General features: G+C 65.6%; 16 protein-coding genes. 10 read left to right on the top strand and 6 right to left on the bottom strand.

From position 1 onward, the window contains the following. The first annotated feature begins 115 nt into the window (after positions 1-115). Complete coding sequence (locus tag CI41S_RS28380) at positions 116-454, top strand: PAAR domain-containing protein (protein WP_139483796.1); 339 nt, start codon at positions 116-118, stop codon at positions 452-454. A 127-nt stretch (positions 455-581) separates the two neighbouring features. Here CI41S_RS28380 and CI41S_RS28375 read toward each other — a convergent pair whose 3' ends face one another. Next, the gene (locus CI41S_RS28375; protein ID WP_018271819.1) at positions 582-908 is read right to left on the bottom strand and encodes an NIPSNAP family protein; all 327 of its coding nucleotides are present in this window, start codon (positions 906-908) and stop codon (positions 582-584) included. A gap of 180 nt (positions 909-1,088) precedes the next feature. Between CI41S_RS28375 and CI41S_RS28370 the strand changes: the two genes are divergently transcribed. From CI41S_RS28370 to CI41S_RS28360, 3 genes are all read left to right on the top strand, one after another. Further along, complete coding sequence (locus tag CI41S_RS28370) at positions 1,089-1,763, top strand: response regulator transcription factor (protein WP_139483797.1); 675 nt, start codon at positions 1,089-1,091, stop codon at positions 1,761-1,763. Positions 1,764-1,782: 19 nt separating this feature from the next. Beyond that, positions 1,783-3,162 (top strand): sensor histidine kinase, encoded by a 1,380-nt coding sequence (locus CI41S_RS28365; RefSeq protein WP_139862579.1) that lies wholly within the window; start codon positions 1,783-1,785, stop codon positions 3,160-3,162. Positions 3,163-3,254: 92 nt separating this feature from the next. Further along, positions 3,255-3,923, top strand: a complete 669-nt coding sequence (locus CI41S_RS28360; protein ID WP_139862578.1) for a class I SAM-dependent methyltransferase — start codon at positions 3,255-3,257, stop codon at positions 3,921-3,923. Between the two features lie 8 nt (positions 3,924-3,931). Here CI41S_RS28360 and pyrG read toward each other — a convergent pair whose 3' ends face one another. Together pyrG and secG are read right to left on the bottom strand one after the other, a co-directional pair. Then, positions 3,932-5,563, bottom strand: coding sequence for a CTP synthase (pyrG, locus tag CI41S_RS28355; RefSeq protein ID WP_139483800.1), 1,632 nt, complete (start codon positions 5,561-5,563; stop codon positions 3,932-3,934). A gap of 167 nt (positions 5,564-5,730) precedes the next feature. After that, entirely contained in the window at positions 5,731-6,123 is a 393-nt protein-coding gene (secG, locus tag CI41S_RS28350; protein WP_139483801.1) for a preprotein translocase subunit SecG, read from the bottom strand. A 205-nt stretch (positions 6,124-6,328) separates the two neighbouring features. Here secG and CI41S_RS28345 point away from each other — a divergent pair, with 205 nt between their 5' ends. Beyond that, entirely contained in the window at positions 6,329-6,895 is a 567-nt protein-coding gene (locus tag CI41S_RS28345; RefSeq protein WP_139862577.1) for a helix-turn-helix domain-containing protein, read from the top strand. A 3-nt stretch (positions 6,896-6,898) separates the two neighbouring features. Beyond that, a complete protein-coding gene (locus CI41S_RS28340; RefSeq protein WP_139862576.1) occupies positions 6,899-7,429 on the top strand; it encodes a GNAT family N-acetyltransferase in 531 nt (176 codons plus the stop codon). A 124-nt stretch (positions 7,430-7,553) separates the two neighbouring features. Here the strand turns inward: CI41S_RS28340 and tpiA are convergent, their stop codons facing one another. Then, the gene (tpiA, locus tag CI41S_RS28335; RefSeq protein ID WP_139862575.1) at positions 7,554-8,303 is read right to left on the bottom strand and encodes a triose-phosphate isomerase; all 750 of its coding nucleotides are present in this window, start codon (positions 8,301-8,303) and stop codon (positions 7,554-7,556) included. 218 nt (positions 8,304-8,521) lie between these two features. Here tpiA and CI41S_RS28330 point away from each other — a divergent pair, with 218 nt between their 5' ends. The 4 genes from CI41S_RS28330 (at position 8,522) to moaC (ending at position 12,918) form a co-directional block, all read left to right on the top strand. Further along, positions 8,522-10,423 carry a peptidylprolyl isomerase gene (locus tag CI41S_RS28330; RefSeq protein WP_172628223.1) on the top strand — a complete coding sequence of 634 codons (1,902 nt, stop codon included), beginning with the start codon at positions 8,522-8,524 and terminating at the stop codon, positions 10,421-10,423. Between the two features lie 88 nt (positions 10,424-10,511). Then, the gene (gene trpD / locus CI41S_RS28325; protein WP_139862573.1) at positions 10,512-11,525 is read left to right on the top strand and encodes an anthranilate phosphoribosyltransferase; all 1,014 of its coding nucleotides are present in this window, start codon (positions 10,512-10,514) and stop codon (positions 11,523-11,525) included. A 57-nt stretch (positions 11,526-11,582) separates the two neighbouring features. Next, on the top strand, positions 11,583-12,404 hold the full coding sequence (gene trpC, locus CI41S_RS28320) for an indole-3-glycerol phosphate synthase TrpC (RefSeq protein ID WP_139862572.1): 822 nt from the start codon (positions 11,583-11,585) through the stop codon (positions 12,402-12,404). Between the two features lie 4 nt (positions 12,405-12,408). Beyond that, the gene (gene moaC / locus CI41S_RS28315; RefSeq protein WP_139862571.1) at positions 12,409-12,918 is read left to right on the top strand and encodes a cyclic pyranopterin monophosphate synthase MoaC; all 510 of its coding nucleotides are present in this window, start codon (positions 12,409-12,411) and stop codon (positions 12,916-12,918) included. Positions 12,919-13,029: 111 nt separating this feature from the next. Here moaC and CI41S_RS28310 read toward each other — a convergent pair whose 3' ends face one another. Together CI41S_RS28310 and CI41S_RS28305 are read right to left on the bottom strand one after the other, a co-directional pair. After that, positions 13,030-15,009: an autotransporter domain-containing protein gene (locus CI41S_RS28310; protein ID WP_172628222.1), complete on the bottom strand. Its 1,980-nt coding sequence runs from the start codon at positions 15,007-15,009 to the stop codon at positions 13,030-13,032. Positions 15,010-15,117: 108 nt separating this feature from the next. Beyond that, the gene (locus CI41S_RS28305) at positions 15,118-15,987 is read right to left on the bottom strand and encodes a helix-turn-helix domain-containing protein (RefSeq protein ID WP_172628221.1); all 870 of its coding nucleotides are present in this window, start codon (positions 15,985-15,987) and stop codon (positions 15,118-15,120) included. Positions 15,988-16,282 lie beyond the last annotated feature (295 nt).

Raw genomic sequence — 16,282 nt, 5'->3', positions numbered from 1 at the left:
AAGCCATCCCACCGCTTGAGGGGGTTGCGCTGACGCCGTGGGCCGGTCCGTGCTATCACAATCCTGCCCTATCAGCCCCTATAGACTGACCGGGAACAGATGCAATGAGGCACCCATGCGCATGGCGCTTGTGATCGGAGTTTTGGCCGGCCTGTCCACACTGCCGGGCCTGGCCTACGGACAGGCGAGCAGCCAGCAGCCCGGCGTCGTCACCAGCGGCGCCACCGGCGTTATCGTCAACGGCAAGCCGGCCGCGCGCAGCGGCGACACCACCAGCAATGGCGGCCCGCTGATCGAAGGCGTGCCCAACGTCCTGATCAACGGCAAGCCGGCGGCCGTGATCGGCGACCGCACCCATTGCGGCGGCAAGACCACCTCGGGCAGCCACGGCGTCTTCATCAACGGCAAGCCGATGGTCCGTGAAGGCGACCAGACCTCGGGCTGCCCGCAATAGCTCCGTTACCCGCCTCTCGTCATTGCGAGCGCAGCGAAGCAATCCATCGTGCGGCATATGCGGCGCGATGGATTGCTTCGCTTCGCTCGCAATGACGGGGATAGAGCCCCAATGCTCCGGCGTCAGCTCACTTCACCGACGAGAACGCCGTCGGCACCAGGAGCTGGTTGACGATGTTGAGAACGATCTGGCCGTCCTCCTCGGTCTTGGCGCGTGCGGTGATCCATTCCGGGTCGGTCTGGAACGCGGTCCATTTCTTCTCGCGCTCGGCGAGCGATTCCCAGGCCAGCAGATAGGTCAGTTCCTGGTTGGATTCGCCGACCAGCGTCGTGAAGAAGCCGGCCTGCCTGATGCCGTGCTTGTCCCACAGCTTCAGCGTAATGGTCTCAAAACGCTTCAGCAGCGCCGGCAGCCGGCCCGGCAGGCAGCGGTAGACGCGGGTCTCGTAGATCATTGGCGGTCCTCCCATATCGTTGGCGCGGGCGGTTATAGCGAGCGGGTTCCCCCCTGTCTTGAGGGGTGACAACATGGCACCCCTGCCCGCCCCGTCAGCGCCATTCTCGCAATGTTGCTGCAATGTTGATGGCGCTAGAACCGACCGTTTGAGACCTGCGAGGACTGGATCGCGAACAACATGCGGATTTTGCTGGTGGAAGACGAGGTCGAAATGGCGGCGGCATTGTCACAGGCGCTCAAGGGCTACGACATGGTGGTCGACCATGTGCCGACCCTTGCCGAGGCCGAAGAGGCGATTTCCGCCGACGTGCATGCCGCGGTGCTGCTCGACCGCCAACTGCCCGACGGCGACGGGCTGGCCCTGATCCCAAAGCTGCGGGCCCGGGCCGACGGCGTGCCGATCATCGTGCTGACCGCGCGCGGCGACCTCGCCGACCGCATCATCGGCCTCGACAGCGGCGCCGACGACTATCTGGCAAAGCCGTTCGCGGTCGAGGAATTGCTGGCGCGGCTGCGCGCCGTGCTGCGCCGCCCCGCCGGGCTGCAGCTCGAAATCATCAAGGCCGGCCGCGTCGCGTTCGATTGCAGCCATCGCGAGGTCAGCGTCGACGGCCGGCCGCTCGACCTGCCGCGGCGCGAGCTCTTGGTGCTGGAGGCACTGCTGCGCCGCATGGGCCGCACCGTGTTGCGCGCGACGCTGGAGGAAGCGGTCTACACTTTCGACGACGAGATCCAGTCGAACGCGCTCGACGCCCATGTCTCGCGCCTGCGGCGCAAGCTCGCCGACAATGACGCCGGGATCGAGATCCACAGCATCCGCGGCGTCGGCTATCTCCTGAAGCAGGTATCATGAGCGAAGCGGTGCTTACCTTATGAGCGAGATCGCCGATCACTATTGTCTGCGCACCAAGCTGAGCTGGCGGCTGGTGACGCTGCAGGCCGCGCTGCTGGCCGCCATCATCGCGCTGGTGGTCGGTGCGCTGTGGACCTGCGGCCTGCCGGTGATCAACCGCGACGAGGACCGCGTCATCGACGTCGTGCAATGGTCGCTCGGGCGCGAGGCCGACGGCAGACTGGTGCTGCGCCCGACGGCGGCGCTGAAGCAGCTGCGCGAGGAAGCCCCCGATCTCTGGTTCATCGTGCGCGACCGCCAGGGCAACACGCTGTCCGAAGGCAGGGTGCCCGACGAGTTTGCAAACCTCGGCGCTGCGCTCGACCATATCAGCCAGGCGCGGCTCGGCTGGCAGATGTTCGAGGACGACCCGCGCAAGCCGCCGGCGCGCCTGAAGCGCGTCAACACCGACGCCGGCAACGTTCAGATCGTGACCGCCACCCAGGGCCGGATGCTCGGCGCCAAGGCGCTGTTCACGGCCTCGCTGACCTTCCTCGCCGTCACCGTGCCCGGCCTCTTGCTGATGGCCGCGGCGACCTTCGTGGCGACGCCGATGGTGATCAAGCGCGCCTTCGCCGGCCTTGCCACCACGGCCGATCAGGCGCGCCGGATCGATTTCCGCCAGCGCGGCAGCCGGCTGTCCGCAGATCATCTGCCGCTCGAAGTGGTGCCGATGGTGACCGCCATCAACGACGCGCTGAAGCGGCTCGACGACGGTTATTCGCGGCACCAGCGCTTCGTCGCCGATGCAGCGCATGAATTGCGCACGCCGATCGCGATCCTCAACACGCGGCTGGAATCGCTGCCGCCGAGCCCCGAAAAGACCCATCTGCTCGAGGACGCGGCCCGCCTCGCGACGCTCGCCGAGCAGCTGCTCGACATCCAGCGCTTCGACCAGTGCCGCAACCCGTTTGTCCGCGTCGACCTCGTCGCGGTCGCGCGCGGCGTTGCCGCCGATCTCGCGCCGCTGGCGATCGCCGCCGGTTACGAATTGTCGCTGGAGACTGCGACCGAACGTGTCGAGACGACAGGCGACCGCGCCGCGCTGGAGCGCGCGCTGACCAATCTGGTGCAGAACGCGATCCAGCATGGCGGCCGCCGCGGCACCATCACCATCCATGTCGGCAGCGCCGCGACCATCGACGTCACGGACGAAGGCGACGGCATTCCGCCGGAGCAGCGCGCGCAGATCTTCGATCCGTTCTACCGGCTGAAGCCGCTCGATCGCGGCGCCGGCCTCGGCCTCAACATGGTGCGCGAGATCGCAAGACTGCATGGCGGTCACGTCTCCGTGCTCGACGGGCCGAACGGCGGCGCGTGCTTCCGCCTGACGCTGCCGCCGGCGCCGATCGTGGCGTGACACCGCGCAATGTTGCTGCAATCCAGCTCCCGCAAAACAGCTCACGCCCCGCACTGGAATCGGGGCGCGAACTCACCTTGCTGGGAAAGCAAATGGCACACGACTTCCTCTCGTTCTTCACGGCCTGGATGGCGGCGCCCGGCCGCGTCGGCGCGATCGCGCCCTCGGGCGCAGCGCTCGCCGAGCTGATCACGCGCGACATCACGGCTGCGACCGGTCCGCTCCTCGAGCTCGGCCCGGGCACCGGCGCGTTCACCTATCAGCTGCTGAAGCGCGGCGTGCGCCAGCAGGATCTGACGCTGATCGAATACGGCTCGGATTTCATGCGGCTGTTGCAGCTGCGCTTTCCCGGCGCGCGCGTACTGTGGATGGATGCGGCGCGGCTGGCCTCGGAGCAGCTCTACCGGGGATCGCCGGTCGGCGCCGTGATCAGCGGCCTGCCGCTGCTCAACATGTCGCCGCGCAAGGTGATCTCGATCGTCAGCGGCGCATTCAGCTATCTGCGTCCCGGCGGCGCGTTCTATCAGTTCACCTACGGGATGCGCTGCCCGGTGCCGCGGCCGATTCTCGACCGGCTCGGCCTGCGCGCCACCCTGGTCGATCGCGCGCTGCTCAACGTGCCGCCCGCTGCGGTCTACAAGCTGACGCGGCGGCCGCAATACAAGCTGATCACGCGCGATAGCGCGCCGGCGGACGATTCATCCGTCGCGCGCATTACCGGCGAGCGCCGGGCCAGCGAGGATTGCACCGTGCCGGCGTGAGCGCCGGATCAGACCAGCCGGCTCTGCTTCGCCGCCGCCTCGATGAACGAGGCAAACAGCGGATGCGGCTCGAACGGCCGCGACTTCAGCTCGGGGTGGAACTGGACACCGATGAACCAGGGATGGTCCTCGTACTCGACGATCTCCGGCAGCACGCCGTCGGGCGACATGCCGGAGAAGCGCAGGCCGTGCTGTTCGAGCCGGTCCTTGTAGGCGGTGTTGACCTCGTAGCGATGGCGGTGCCGCTCGGAAATCTCGGTCGCGCCGCCATAGACCTGCGAGACCCGGCTGCCGCGGTTGAGCGCCGCGGGATAGGCCCCGAGCCGCATGGTACCGCCGAGGTCGCCGCTCTGCGAGCGGCGCTCGAGCTCGTTGCCGCGCAGCCATTCCGTCATCAGGCCGACCAAGGGCTCCTTGGTCGGGCCGAACTCGGTCGAGTTGGCGTCCTCGATGCCGACCAGATTGCGCGCCGCCTCGATCACGGCCATCTGCATGCCGAAGCAGATGCCGAAATACGGCACGTCGCGCTCGCGGGCGAACTGCGCCGCCTTGATCTTGCCCTCGGCGCCGCGCTGGCCGAAGCCGCCGGGCACCAAAATGCCGTTGACGTGCTCGAGGAACGGCGCCGGGTCCTCGTTCTCGAACACCTCGCTCTCGATCCAGTCGAGATTGACCTTGACCTTGTTGGCGATGCCGCCGTGCGAGAGCGCCTCGATCAGCGACTTGTAGGCGTCCTTCATGCCGGTGTACTTGCCGACGATCGCGATCGTCACCGCGCCTTCCGGGTTGCGGACGCGCTCGTTGATCACGTTCCAGCTCTGCAGCGCCGGCGGAATCTTTGCGGTGATGCCGAAGGCGGCCAGCACCTCGTCGTCGAGGCCGGCGGCGTGATAGGCCTCGGGCACCGCGTAGATGTTGTCGACGTCGCGCGCCTCGATCACGGCGCTTTCGCGCACGTTGCAGAACAGGCCGAGCTTGCGCCGCTCTTCCTTGGGGATTTCGCGGTCGGTCCGGCACAGCAGGATGTCCGGCTGGATGCCGATCGAGCGCAGCTCCTTCACCGAGTGCTGGGTCGGTTTTGTCTTGAGTTCACCGGCACTTGGAATGTACGGCAAAAGTGTCAGGTGAATATAGACGGCGTGATCGCGCGGCAGCTCGTTCTTGAGCTGGCGGATCGCCTCGAAGAACGGCAGGCCCTCGATGTCGCCGACCGTGCCGCCGATCTCGACCAGCACGAAATCGTACTCGTCGTTACCATCAAGCACGAATTCCTTGATCGCGTTGGTGACGTGCGGGACCACCTGGATGGTGGCGCCGAGATAGTCGCCGCGGCGCTCCTTGGAAATGATGTCCTGGTAGATCCGACCGGTGGTGATGTTGTCGGCCTTGGTGGCCGGCCGCCCGGTGAAGCGCTCATAGTGACCGAGATCGAGATCGGTCTCCGCGCCGTCGTCGGTCACGAACACTTCGCCGTGCTGATACGGCGACATCGTTCCGGGATCGAGGTTGAGATAGGGGTCGAGCTTGCGGAGACGGACCTTGTACCCGCGAGCCTGAAGCAGGGCGCCGAGCGCCGCTGAAGCCAGACCCTTGCCGAGCGATGAGACCACGCCGCCGGTGATGAATATGTACCGCGCCATGGGACTTTACCTTTAATCCGCTTCCTGTGATTCGCAAAACGAATCGGCTCTCCGCGGCAAACTACCGACCGGGCTGTGGGTGACGTTAAATTTGAAGCGATTTCAGAGTATTAATGGGGGTTCTCGAAGCAGAATGCCAGCGCGGCATCCCGCATGGCCACCCTGCTTTATTGCGACCGTGGCGCCTGCGGACCGCTCGGTGCCTGCTGGCCCTGCTGCTCGTCGGCCTTCTTCAGCGAATCGAGGATGCCGCCGGAGGTCGGCGCGTTCATCGGCGTGCCGCCGGCCGGCTGCTGTTGCTGCGCCGGCGCGCCGGTCCCGATGATCGAACTCGGCTTGCGGTCGTAGCCCGCATACCAGGACAGGAACAGGCTGGTGATGAAGAAGCCGACCGCCAGAATCGCCGTGGTCCGCGTCAGCAAATTGGCGGTGCCGCGGCTCGACATGAAGCCGGCGCCGCCGCCCATGCCGAGGCCGCCGCCTTCAGATTTCTGCAGCAGCACGGCACCGATCAGCACGGCGACGATCATGAGATGGATGATGATAACGACAGTCTGCATCGCAAGCCTTCCGTCACAAGCCGCCAAGCGGCCAGACAAACGGCGCTATCGGCTTTACGGGTTTTCGTGAAGTCGCGCCCTGTTACACGATTGCACCGGGCATTGTCACCCCCGAGATAGTCGCAGCGGCGACGTTCACAAGCGAGGCGGAGCGCAGCCCACAGAGGCCCTTGAACGCCGCCTGCATTTCCATAATAATAGACAAATGGATACTTTGATAGACGATCTGAGCCAGCGCCTGGCGCAGCGCATCCGGCTCGAGCGCGACGGCCGCGGCTGGTCGCTGGCCGATCTCGCCGAGCGCTCCGGCGTCTCCAAGGCCACGATCAGCAAGATCGAGCGCGCCGAGGTGAGCCCGACCGCGGTCGTGCTGGTGCGGCTCGCCGGCGCCTTCGACCTCACGCTGGCCGGGCTGATGCTGCGTGCCGAGGGCCACGGCGAAAGCCTGTCGCGCGCCGCCACGCAGCCGGTCTGGCGCGATCCGGAAAGCGGCTATCTGCGTCGCCAGGTGTTCAGCCGCCCCGACCATCCGGTCGAGCTGGTGCGGGTCGAGCTGCCGCCGAAGCAGGCGGTCACCCTGCCCGCCTCGTCCTACGCCCATATCCGCCAGCTGGTCTGGGTGCTGAGCGGCAGCCTCGTCATCACCGAAGGCGGCACGCGCTATCCCCTCGCCGCCGGCGATTGTCTCGGCTTCGGGCCGCCGGCCGAGACGACCTTTGCCAACGAGAGCAATGCCCCCTGCACCTACGTCGTCGCGCTGGCCCGGAGCTGATCGATGGCTTCCTTTGTCATCAAGCCGCTCGACGATACGCCCGCAATTCGCGACGCGCTCGCCGAACTGCTGGTCGAAACCGTCGCCGGCGGCGGCTCGGTCAGCTTCATGCATCCGCTGTCACTGGATGACGCCCTTGCCTTCTGGCAGGACTCGCTTCGGGCCGCTGCGCAGGGCGAGCGCATCGTGCTCGGCGCGTTCGACGGCGCTGCGCTGGTTGGTACCGTCACGCTGCTGTTAAGGCTGCCGCCGAACCAGCCGCATCGGGCGGAAATCGCAAAAGTGATGACGCGCGTCGCGCACCGCAAGCGCGGCGTGGCGACGGCGCTGATGCAGGCCGCCGAGCAGCTTGCGGTCGCGCATGGCCGCACGCTGCTGGTGCTCGACACCGCCGAGGAGGACGGCGCCGCCCCGCTCTACGAACAGCTGGGCTTTCAGCTCACCGGCCTCATCCCGGACTACGCGCTGAAGCCGCATGGCGGCCTCACCGGCACGCTGATCTACTGGAAGCGCATCGGCGCGGCTGCGGCCTAGTCTAGCTCCGCTGCAACCCCGTCATTGCGAGGCGCGAAGCGACGAAGCAATCCATCGCTCCGCACGTGCGGCGGCATGGATTGCTTCGCTTCGCTCGCAATGACGTGGGTGGAGCTGTGGCCGCCTAGCAGCCCGCCGCGATCGCCAAAAAGTCTGACGCGTTCAGGCTGGCGCCGCCGACCAGTGCGCCGTTGACATTGGCGACCGCCATCAGCTCGGCGGCGTTCGACGGCTTGACCGAGCCGCCGTAGAGGATCCGCACCTTCTCACCCTCACCCTTGAAGCGATCGGTGAGTACACCGCGGATGAAGGCGTGAACTTCCTCGACATCCTTTGCGGTCGGCGTCAGGCCGGTACCGATCGCCCAGACCGGCTCGTAGGCCACCACGAGATTCGCCGACGTCGAGCCATCCGGCAGCGAGCCCTTGAGCTGGGTGCCGCAGAGATCGAGCGTCTTGCCGGCATCGCGCTGCTCGCGCGTCTCGCCGATGCAGACGATCGCGGTCAGGCCGGCGCGCCAGGCGGCCTCGGCCTTCTGCCGGATCAAGGCATCGGTCTCGCCATGATCGGCGCGCCGCTCGGAATGGCCGACGATGATGGCGACCGCGCCAAGATCCTTGAACATCTCGGCAGAGAGGTCGCCGGTATGGGCGCCCGATGCCTTGGGATGACAATCCTGGGCGCCGACCGCGACCTTGCTGCCGCGCGCCTTGGCGGCGAACGATCCGACCAGCGTCGCAGGCGGGCAAACCAAAAGATCGGCTTTGGCCACGCTGCCGGCCCCAGCCAGCATCGCCTCGAACTCGGCCATCGATGACGTCAGGCCGTTCATTTTCCAGTTACCGGCGATCAGCGGCCGGATGGTGTTGGTCATGTCAGAATTCCCCATCGATCAAGCGCGCCCACGGGCTACCAGACGCGGGCGACCACTTCCAGAGCGCGGCGTCGCGGCGATTCACCGCTTCAATCCGCCCACAGCCTTAAGGTTGCGGGGGGACATCAGCCACTTTATAAGCGTTTTCAATCCGGTGACGCCCTGCGGCCTTGCTTTGGGCACGACCCGGTTCCCCACCTGCAAAACAAGTTGGACCCATGCTTCGAGGAATGCGGAAAGCCTCATCAAACTGGCTCGGCAAGACGATTATGGCCGTTGTGATGGGCGTTTTGATCATCAGTTTCGGCATTTGGGGCATTGCGGACATCTTCAGGGGATTCGGCCAGTCGTCGCTCGCCAAGATCGGCCGGACCGAGATTTCGGCCGATCAGTTCCGCCAGATCTACAACGACCGCCTGCAGCAGATCGGCCGCCAGTTCGGCCGTCCGCTAACCCCGGACCAGGCCCGCGCCTTCGGCGTCGATCGCCAGGTGCTGCAGCAGACGCTGGCGGAAGCCGCGATGGATGAAGAGGCGCGCCGGATGGGCCTCAACCAGTCTGACGCCGAGGTGCTGCGCCAGATCTACAACGATCCGAACTTCAAGGGCCTCAACGGTCAGTTCGACCCGCAGCGCTTCCAGGCGGTGATCCGCAACGCCGGCTACACCGAAGGCCGCTACATCCAGGAGCAGCGCCGGGTCGGCCTGCGCCGGCAGATCGCGGGCACCATCTCGTCCGGGATCGAGCCGTCCAAGCCGCTGATCGAGGCGCTGACGCGCTTCCAGAACGAGCAGCGCTCGATCGACTACATCACGCTCGGCGCCGCGCAGGCCGGCACCATCGATCCGCCCTCGCCCGAGACGCTCGCCGCCTATTTCGAGGACCACAAGGTCCAGTTCCGCGCCCCCGAATACCGCAAGATTTCCTTCGTCGCAGTCACGCCCGAAGAAATCGGCAAATGGACCACCGTCTCCGACGAGGACGCCAAGAAGATTTTCGAGCAGCGCAAGGACCGGCTCAGCTCGCCGGAGAAGCGCGAAGTGTCGCAGATCGTGTTTCCGAACGCCGGCGAGGCGCAGGCCGCGCGCGCCCGCATCACGTCGGGCACCCCGTTCGACGACATCGCCAAGGAGCGCAACCTCAATCTTGCCGACGTCAATCTCGGCCTGGTGGCGAAGTCGGCGATCCTCGATCCCGCGGTCGGCGATGCCGCCTTCGAGCTGCCGTCCGGCGAGGTCAGCCAACCCGTGCAGGGCCGTTTCGGCGTGGCGCTGGTCAAGGTCGGCAAGGTCGAGCCCGGCGTGACGCCGAGCTATGAGAGCCTCGCGCAACAGGTGAAGACCGAAATCGCGACCGAGCGCGCCCGCAACAAGGTCGCCGAGCTGCGCGACAAGATGGAGGACGAGCGCGGCGGCGGCGCCAGCGTCGTCGAGTCGGCGCAGAAGCTCGGATTGACGCCGGTCACCATCGATGCGGTCGACCGTTCGGGCCGGCTGCCGAACGGTCAGCCCGCGGCCAATATTCCGCGCGGCCTCGACGTGGTGTCGCCGGCGTTCTCCAGCGACGTCGGCGTCGACAACGACCCGATCCAGTTCAATGGCGGCTGGGTCTGGTACGAGGTAGCAGGCATCACCCCGTCGCGCGAGCGCCCGCTCGAAGAGGTTCGCGACCAGGTCGAGGCGAAATGGCGCGAGGACCAGATCTCGGCCAAGTTGCGCACCAAGGCGACCGAGCTGGTGCAGAAGCTCGACGGCGGCGGCAAGCTCGCCGACGAGGCGGCCGCGCTTGGCGTCAAGGTCGAGACCGCCGCCAACTTCCGCCGCGACGCGACCCCGCCGGGCGTGCCGGCTGCTGCGATCACCGCGGCATTCCGTACGCCGAAGGACAGCGACGGACAGACGCCGGCGGCCGGCGGCAGCCAATGGGTGGTGTTCCGCGTCACCGACGTGACGCTGCCGCAGGTCGACTTTGCCTCCAACGAGGTCAAGCAGCTCCAGGAGGCGCTGCGGCGCTCGCTCAGCGACGAGCAGGTCGCGCAATACGTCACCAAGATCGAGTCCGACATCGGCGTGACCGTCAACCAGGCTGCCTTCGCGCAAGTGACAGGCGCAAATAATTGAGCATGATCCGGAACCCCTCCTCTCCGCGCGGCCAACGCGATGGCATCGCGCGGAGATCAAGCTCCAGCAACAGACCCTGAGCCAGCGAATGGACGACCTGAAATCGATCATCGGAAAAGTCGCCACCGGCGCCACGCTGACGCGTGAGGAGGCGGCGTCCGCGTTCGACGCCATGATGTCGGGCGAAGCTACGCCCTCGCAGATGGGCGGCCTGTTGATGGCGCTGCGGGTGCGCGGCGAGACCGTCGACGAGATCACCGGCGCGGTTGCGGCGATGCGCGGCAAGATGCTGCGGGTCAGCGCGCCGGCCGAGGCCGTCGACATCGTCGGCACCGGCGGCGACGGCTCCGGCTCGGTCAACGTCTCGACCTGCGCGGCCTTCATTGTCGCCGGCGCCGGCATCCCCGTCGCCAAGCATGGCAACCGCGCGCTGTCGTCGAAGTCCGGCTCGGCCGACGTGCTGGCCTCGCTCGGCGTCAAGATCGACCTGACGCCCGATCAGGTCGGACGCTGCGTCAAGGAGGCCGGCATCGGCTTCATGTTCGCGCCCGCGCATCATCCGGCGATGAAGAACGTCGGCCCGACCCGGGTCGAGCTCGCCACCCGCACCATTTTCAATTTGCTCGGCCCGCTGTCGAACCCCGCCGGCGTCAAGCGCCAGATGGTCGGTGTGTTCTCGCGGCAGTGGGTGCAGCCGCTGGCGCAGGTGCTGAAAAATCTCGGCGCCGACAAGGTCTGGGTCGTGCACGGCTCCGACGGCCTCGACGAGATCACCCTCACCGGCCCTACCTTCGTCGCCAGCCTCGAGAACGGCGAGATCAGGACCTTTGAGGTGACGCCTGACGAAGCCGGCCTCGGCCGCGTCGGTGGCGAGGCGCTGAAGGGCGGCGACGCCGATGCCAACGCGATCGCGCTCTCGAGCGTGCTGAACGGCAAGCCGAGCGCCTATCGCGACGTCGCGCTGCTCAACGCGGCTGCGGCGCTGATCGTCGCCGGCCGCGCCAAGGATTTGAAGGAAGGCGTTGCGATCGGCGCGCAGTCGCTCGACAGCGGCGCGGCCGCGGCGCGGCTGAAGCATCTGGTCGCGGTTTCCAACGGTTGAGCATGATTTGAAAAAGCGTGAACCGGTTTCGACACGATCATGCTCTAGAAAGGCGCCATGTCCGACATCCTGACCAAGATCGAGACCTACAAGCGCGAGGAGATCGCCGCCGCGAAGCGCGCGCGTCCGCTCGCCGAGATCGAGGCGCAGGCGAAAGCAGCCGCAGCTCCGCGCGGCTTCGTCCGCGCCCTCAAGGACAAGCATGCGCGTGGCGAGTATGCGCTGATCGCGGAAGTGAAAAAGGCCTCGCCCTCGAAGGGACTGATCCGCGCTGATTTCGATCCGCCCGTGCTGGCCAAGGCTTATGAGGCCGGCGGCGCGGCGTGCCTGTCGGTGCTGACCGATGCGCCCTCGTTCCAGGGCCATCTCGACTTCATGGTCGCGGCGCGCGCGGCGACCAATCTGCCGGTGCTGCGCAAGGATTTCATGTTCGACACCTACCAGGTGGCGGAAGCCCGCGCCCACGGCGCCGACTGCATTTTGATCATCATGGCCGCGCTCGACGATGCCGCGGCGAAGGATATCGAGGACGCCGCGCTCGGCTACGGCATGGACGTCCTGATCGAGATCCACGACCGCGCCGAGCTCGACCGCGCGTTGAAATTGCGGTCGCCGATGATCGGGGTCAACAACCGCAATCTGCGCACCTTCGAGACCACGCTCGCCACCAGCGAGGCGCTGGCGTCGCTGATCCCGCCGGACCGCCTGATGGTCGGCGAGAGCGGCATCTTCACGCCTGACGATCTCGCCCGGCTCGAGCGCGTCGGGATGTCGACCTTCCTGGTTGGCGAAAGCCTGATGCGGCAGCAGGACGTCACCGCGGCGACCCGCGCGCTGCTGACACGGCAGGCCGCGCCGCGTGCCACCGGCACGCGCTGACGCGATGGCGCGAAAGGCCAAAGCCACCGGGTCCGGCGCCGCCCTCACCCATATCGACGCCAAAGGCGAGGCGCGGATGGTCGACGTCTCGGCCAAGCCGGCGACCGAGCGGACCGCGGTCGCCGAAGGCCGCGTCATCATGAGCAAGGCGACGCTGGCGCTGATCTCCTCCGGCCAGGCCAAGAAAGGCGACGTGCTGGCGACGGCGCGGATCGCCGGCATCATGGCCGCGAAGCGGACCTCGGAGCTGATCCCGCTCTGTCATCCGCTGGCGCTGAGCAAGGTCACCGTCGATATCGAAACCGACGCCAAGCTGCCGGGCTGCATCGTGCGGGCCACCGTCAAGGTGACCGGGCCGACCGGCGTCGAGATGGAGGCGCTGACCGCGGTGTCGGTCGCGTGCCTGACGATCTACGACATGATCAAGGCGGTGGAGCGCGGCGTGCGCATCGAGGGCATCCACCTGATCGAAAAGATCGGTGGCAAGTCCGGGCATTTTCGCGCCGGTGCATGAAGCCGCCGATCCGCAGTCTATCCCGATGGATCGGTTTTGCGGAGCGCCATCGCCCGACCAGGCATTGGCATGGTCGGACGGGGCTTTTCCCTACCAGCTCCCGCTGACGGCCTATCGCGCTGCGAAGGCCAGCTTGAGGCTGCCACCGACACCAAAATCGTTGCCGCTCGCGCGTGCAAATGTGCTGGCCGCGTGCAATTCGGCGCTGAACCGATCGCTGAATTGTGCGCTGAGCCCGCCCGCCACCTTGCCATAGGTGCCGGCGGTGAGGCCGGGCACGGCCGAATAGATCGGCAATAGCGGCGCCTGCGTCTCGATCGAAAGGATCGTTCGATCGCTTCCGATGAAGTCATGCTCGGCTGTCAGGTTCAGGAACGGGCTCACCCTCGTGGTGTCGATGTAAAACGGTGCCCGCAACTGGATGCCCGCGCTCGCTATCAGGGATTCGAGGTCGGGTTGCGACACGCTGAACGTCAGCAACGGGTCGCCGGCTTCGGTATAGCCGCCGATGTGGGACCTCGCATAATTCAGCGCTGCGATGGGCCCCAAACGGACCGATCCGAGGTCGAACAGATAACCGCCTTTCGCCCCGATCGTGAACGTATCGCCTGACGTCGTGGCTCGCACCACATCCAATATGCCGGCGCGTTCGAGCCGGTACTGGTTGTGGCCATAGGTTGCCACCGCGTCGACGAACCAGTTCCTGTATTCGGAGGAGACGAATGCACCGAACTGATAGGTGTTGACGTCGATCTTGCCGGCTGAATGCGTGAGATCGGCCTTTGGATTGGAATAGTTGAAGGCGACGCCAACCTGCGTATTGGGGTTGACCCGATAGGCCGATCCGAAGGTGGCCCCCTCTACATCATAATCGAAGCCGTTGGCCCCTACGCTGTCGTCGCGCCGACCCGAATAGTGGCTGCCTTCGAGATAAACGGACAGAGGCATCTCGCTGCCTGGAGGAGCCTTCACATATTTCGTCGGCGTGCCCGCCGGAGCATAGGCGAGCGCATTGTTCAGCGACTCGCCGTAGGAGCCGACATTGCGGTAGGCGTCCAGCCGCTGGAAGATCGAACCGGCAAAATTCGCCGCCACCAGTTGCGAAATCTCTCCCTGGGCCGCGACCGTGTCGGGAGCCTTGATGAGGTTCGTCATGTATGCCGCCAGCACCTCGAAGCCGTGTGTGGTGAGATGCACGCCTTCGGGCTGGAAGAGGCTTTGCTGGGATGCATTGACGTATTGATAGGAGTTGAAGCCGTAACCGGCTAGGTTGGCGCCCACCTGCCGGATCAGCTTCGCCTCGTCGACAAGGAAGATGCGGATGCCCGACTGCGCCAGGGGCTGCAGACTCGTCTGCAGCCCCTGGAAATATACCTGACTGTAGAGCGTCTGATTGGCGGGAAACGGAGCTGCGGCCGATTGAGGCAAACCGTTCATATCGGAGAAGCCAGCCAGGACGAAATTCCGCGCGCCGGCAGCCGCGAGCTGTTTGATGGCCGCGGTGGCGTTTGCGGTCGACTGGCTCGCAAGCGTGGTCGCCGCACTCGCCGTGAATTGCTGCCCGGTCGGCCCAAAGCCGAGCAGAGGATAGACCGCACCGCTTGCGGTGAGCGCATCATTCCCCCCGATCGAAATCGTGACGAGGTCATTCGGTCCGAATGTCTTCCCGTTCCAGTTGGCGAGCTGGAACGGAAGGCTGACCGAAGTTCCGTAGGCGTTCAGAACCTGGGTCGTCGATCCTCCGATCGCATAGTTCTTGACCTGCGCATCGGCGAGCCCGAGCTGGCTCTGGATCCAATACGGGTACGCGACATAAGGCGTCGCTGCGGCTACCGCCGAGGGCGACGCACCGGAAGACGGATACGCCGAAGGATTGGCGACGACCTTGAGAAAGTTGTTTATGCCGCTATCTGCGTAGCTGTCGCCGAACGCGGTCAAGCTGACATATCGCGATTGGGCGTGGCTTGCAGAGGTGTCGAGCATCAGCAATGCAGCAGCAAGCAGAAGCACGCCGCCGGACGTGATCGTGGGTTTCCGCAGAAATCTCCCGTTTGCTTTTGCAAATCGAACAGAGACGAAATCGAGCATCATGTTTTCCTCCCAGAAAAACATGATCAGTTAGCAACACGGCTCAGCCTCGCCCGACCTTGAAAACGTCACGCGTATACAAAGCGGACACGCCACGTGTCCGCACACCAACTATTTTTGCCGGCTGTGACGAAAATGCGACGGCGCGACGCCCAGCACCCTGCCGAAAGCGGTTGCCATGTGATTACGACTGGCGAAGCCGACCGACCAGGCAATCTCATCGAGCGGCTCCTGCGTCGATGAGATGAGATGGCGAGCCCGTTCGACGCGCGCATTGACAACGTACTGATGCGGGGAAACCCCCTTTGCATTCTTGAACAGCCGCGAGAACTGGCGAATGCTCAGATCTACAGCTTTTGCGAGATCCTCCAGGTGCAGGGGAGCCGACAAGCGCGCATCGATCAATTCCGTTACCGTCCGCAAATCCTTCGAGCAAAGCGCCGCCCGGCGCCGGTCGCGAATCTCCATCTTTCCAAGCTCAACCGGATGAAGAACCTGGATGATCGCCGCGATGATCGACTCACCCAGCAACGGCCCGCCCGGGCTGGCGGCCTGCGCATCCTCGATCAGTGCCTGCATCAAGTGCGCGACGACGCCGGCGGTCCGGACCTTAGTCAGATTTTGAACGCTGACCGACGGCGTGTAGGTCATATCGAGCGCCGTTTCCAACAGCGGCCGGGTCAGGAAAAGTGTTGCGCATGTCATCGGCGCCGTCACGCGGGCGCGGTAATCCTGCTCGGGGACGTTCGCGGAAAGAACACCGCCCAGGTCAATTCTGGCAGGGCGCAAGGCGTCGGTCAGGCTTCTTGTCGCCCTTTGGATGGTGAGCGAACTGAAGGCCGCTTCCGAGGAGAACGCGAAGTTGGTCCGCGCGCAGGTCAGACCGGCGCCTCGCCAGACATCGGCGCTGACCGGTGAAAAAGCGATCGGGCGTGAGACCTGGTACTTCAGGCTGCCCAGCAGGACGCCCAGGTTCGACATATGACCCCCATTGAAATGCATTTCCTCCAATTGCTGTCCCTGACCCGCCGTTCGACAGCGCGGTTGTTTGGCTTTTTCATTCAGGGGACTGATCTCAAGTCTACAGGCTCCCCGTCGATATGCAAACGCCGCATATACGGGGCCGAAAGCCTGCTTGCTGCGGGACGGCGGCCCCTGTTTCGCGATCACCGGCAACCGTTCGTTAACCAGTCTCGCTAACCGCAGCTCCATCTCGATTGGATACGACTTTCGCGGGCCGGAAGTGCACGCAAGCTACTTCCGGGTGAAATGCCTG

Origin of the sequence: Bradyrhizobium ivorense (assembly GCF_900696085.1) — a bacterium.
Classification (GTDB): domain Bacteria; phylum Pseudomonadota; class Alphaproteobacteria; order Rhizobiales; family Xanthobacteraceae; genus Bradyrhizobium; species Bradyrhizobium ivorense.
This window is presented reverse-complemented; position numbering and strand designations above follow the sequence as displayed.